Below are 2,673 nucleotides of genomic sequence, written 5' to 3'. Positions count from 1 at the left end.
GCGCTCCCCGCGGCCGCGGTGGACGGCGCCGACGGCCCGGCCGTCTCGATCGCGATGATCGGCGCGCCGACCTGCACGGTCTCCCCGGCCCCGACCAACAGCTCGCCGACCGTCCCCGCGTAGGGCGAGGGCAGCTCGACGGCCGCCTTCGCCGTCTCGATCTCCACGAGCACCTGGTTGACCGTCACCGTGTCCCCCGGGGCGACCCGCCAGTCCAGGATCTCGGCGTCGGTCAGCCCCTCGCCCACGTCCGGCAGCCGGAACACCTCACGCATCGCCGGTCACCACGCCATCGAGCGGTCGACGGCGTCGAGCACGCGGTCCAGGTCCGGCAGGAAGTCGTCCTCGAGCCGCGACGGCGGGTAGGGGGTGTCGAAGCCGGTCACCCGCAGCACCGGGGCCTCCAGGGAGAAGAAGCACTCCTGCTGCACCCGGGCCGCGACCTCGGAGGACACCGACGACTCGCCGGGCGCCTCGGAGACGACGACCAGCCGACCGGTGCGGCGCACCGAGTCGGCGACCGGACCCAGGTCGAGCGGGGACAGCGTGCGCAGGTCGATCACCTCGATGTCGTGGCCGTCGTCGACGGCGGCGGTGGCGGCGTCCAGGCAGGTCCGCACCATCGGCCCGTAGGTCGCGATCGTGAGCGACGACCCCGGCCGGACGACGCGCGCGGAGTGCAACGGCGGTGCGGCGGCGAGGTCGGTGCCCACCTCGGCCTTCTCCCAGTACCGGCGCTTGGGCTCGAAGAAGATCACCGGATCGTCCGAGAGGATCGCCTGCTGGATCATCGCGTGTGCGTCGGCGGCGTTCGAGCACGCCACCACCTTCAGGCCCGCGACGTGCGCGAACAGCGACTCCGGGGACTCGCTGTGGTGCTCGACGGCGCCGATCCCGCCGCCGAACGGGATCCGCACCACGACCGGCATCGGCACCCGGCCCTGCGAGCGGTACCGCAGCTTGGCCAGCTGGGAGACGATCTGGTCGTAGCCGGGGAACACGAAGCCGTCGAACTGGATCTCGCAGACCGGGCGGAAGCCGCGCACGGCGAGCCCGACGGCGGCGCCGATGATCCCGGACTCGGACAGCGGCGTGTCCAGCACGCGCTGCTCGCCGAAGTCCTTCTGCAGCCCGTCGGTGATCCGGAAGACGCCGCCGAGCCGGCCGACGTCCTCGCCCATGATCAGCACCTTGGGGTCGCGCTCCATCGCCGCACGCAGTCCGTCGTTGAGCGCCTTGGCCATCGTCTGCACGGCCATCTCAGGCCTCCCCGGTGAACGACGCGTGATAAGCCAGATACTCATCGCGCTGCGCCTCGACCTGCGGTGACGGGTCCGCGTAGACCTGCGAGAAGATCCGCTCCGGCCCCGGGTTCGGCATCGCCCGGCAGAACTCGCGCAGCCGCACCGCGAGCGCATCGGACTCGGCCTCCACGCCGTCGAAGAAGTCCTGTCCGACACCGAGCGAGCGGACCAGGTTGACCCGCACCCGTTCGATCGGGTCCTTGAGCTTCCACAGCTCCACCTCGTCGGCGAGGCGGTAGCGGGTCGCGTCGTCGGAGGTGGTGTGGGAGTCCATCCGGTAGGTGAACGCCTCGATCAGGACCGGCCCGTTGCCGGTGCGGCACTCCTCGAGCGCCCACCGGGTGACGGCCAGGCAGGCCAGGACGTCGTTGCCGTCGACGCGGACACCGGGGAAGCCGTAGCCGCGGGCGCGCTGGTAGAGCGGCACCCGGGTCTGGCGGGTCAGCGGCACCGAGATCGCCCACTGGTTGTTCTGACAGAAGAACACCAGCGGCGCGTCGTAGGCGGCGGCCCAGACGAAGCCCTCGTGCACGTCACCCTGGCTGGTGGCGCCGTCGCCGAAGTAGCAGATCGTGGCCTCGCCGGTCTCCGGATCGCCGACCCGGGACTCGAAGCGCTGGCCCATCGCGTAGCCGGTCGCGTTCAGGCACTGGTTGCCGATGACGATCGTGTACGGGTGGAAGCCGGTGGCCGCGGCGTCCCAGCCGCCGTGGTCGGTGCCGCGGAAGATGCCGAGCAGCTCGGTCGGGTCGATGCCGCGGCACCAGGCGACACCGTGCTCGCGGTAGCTGGGGAAGGCCATGTCCTGGGGCCGCAGCGCCCGGCCGGACCCGACCTGGGCGGCCTCCTGGCCGAGCAGCGGGACCCAGATCCCGAGCTCGCCCTGGCGCTGCAGCGCGTTGCCCTCCCGGTCGGCGCGGCGGACCAGCACCATGTCCCGGTAGAGCGCCTTGAGCTCCTCGACGCCGACGTCGGCGGCGTAGGAGTCGAAACGCCGGTCAGCCGTGCGCTCGCCCTCCGGGGTGAGCAGCTGGACCAGCTCCGGCCCGCCCTCGTCGATGCCCTTGAGCCCGGCGACGACCTGGTCGTGGCTGGGCCGCGACCTCGGATCGCTCGGTACCCATGCCTGCGGTTCCTCCACGGCGACTCCTCCTGGCTCGGCCCGGACCGCGGTGGCGGCGGGTCGTCCGGCCGGGTCTTCGCACGGGTGGGTGCGGCGGCCCGGGACGGCGGTGCGCGTCACCGCCGATCCTGGCACGGCGACGCCCGCCCCGACATCACTCTCCCGCCGGACACCCACCTCCGAACACGACGAGCGGCGCTCCCGTCGCAACCTGTACGACGAGAGCGCCGCTCGTGAGAGTGCGGT

At 72.4% G+C, this 2,673-nt stretch carries 3 protein-coding genes; all 3 read right to left on the bottom strand.

Annotation, left to right across the window (positions count from 1 at the left end; all coding sequences use genetic code 11):
* On the bottom strand, window positions 1-275 hold a 275-nt coding region (locus I4I78_RS31755; RefSeq protein WP_308252477.1), incomplete at its 3' end, for a biotin/lipoyl-containing protein.
* A gap of 6 nt (window positions 276-281) precedes the next feature.
* Window positions 282-1,259, bottom strand: coding sequence for an alpha-ketoacid dehydrogenase subunit beta (locus tag I4I78_RS31750; RefSeq protein WP_218615203.1), 978 nt, complete (start codon window positions 1,257-1,259; stop codon window positions 282-284).
* A 1-nt stretch (window position 1,260) separates the two neighbouring features.
* The gene (locus I4I78_RS31745) at window positions 1,261-2,445 is read right to left on the bottom strand and encodes a thiamine pyrophosphate-dependent dehydrogenase E1 component subunit alpha (protein ID WP_218615202.1); all 1,185 of its coding nucleotides are present in this window, start codon (window positions 2,443-2,445) and stop codon (window positions 1,261-1,263) included.
* Between the last annotated feature and the right edge of the window lie 228 nt (window positions 2,446-2,673).

It is taken from the genome of Pseudonocardia sp. KRD291 (assembly GCF_019263595.1).
In the GTDB taxonomy this organism is placed as follows: Bacteria; Actinomycetota; Actinomycetes; order Mycobacteriales; family Pseudonocardiaceae; genus Pseudonocardia.
The sequence above is the reverse complement of the archived record's forward strand: the minus strand, read 5'-3'. Positions and strand labels throughout refer to the sequence as shown.